A 494-nucleotide genomic window follows, 5' to 3' on the forward strand; every position below is an offset into this window, starting at 1 on the left:
CCTGGTTCTTCGACCCCGACGCGCTCGACCTCGCAGAGAAGGCCGACGGCTGGTTCGCGCTGCTGACGAACCAGAGCATCGAGGAGAAGGACACCGCCGGGGTCTTCCTCGACTACAAGGGCCAGGAGGCCTCCGAGCGGCGCTACAGCGCGTTCAAGGGCCCGCTCGCCGTCGACCCGCTCTACGTCGAGAACAACCAGCGGATCCATGGCCTGCTCCACGTCGTCGGCCTCGCCCTGCTGCTGTTCTCCCTGATCGAGCGCCAGGCCCGCCAGACCGCGGGCCCGTCCGGGAAGGCCCACCGGCCGGCTCCTGCTCGAAGCCCTCGCGGACCTGCGCCTCGTGCCCGCCCGCGACGGCCAGCCCGCCTACATCCCCCGGCCCACCCCGCTCCAGCAGCGCGTGCTGGACCTCCTCGGAGTCGACCCGACCAGACCACCCTGATCAAGGAACAGGCTGGTCAAAGCACCAAACCCGAACGTGCGGAGTGCAGG

At 70.0% G+C, this 494-nt stretch carries 1 pseudogene; it reads left to right on the forward strand.

The features are described from left to right. A pseudogene (locus MJ797_RS23885) lies at positions 1 to 494 on the forward strand (hypothetical protein); the annotation flags it as partial.

Origin of the sequence: Protofrankia sp. CiP3 (assembly GCF_917627345.1) — a bacterium.
In the GTDB taxonomy this organism is placed as follows: Bacteria; Actinomycetota; Actinomycetes; order Frankiales; family Frankiaceae; genus Protofrankia.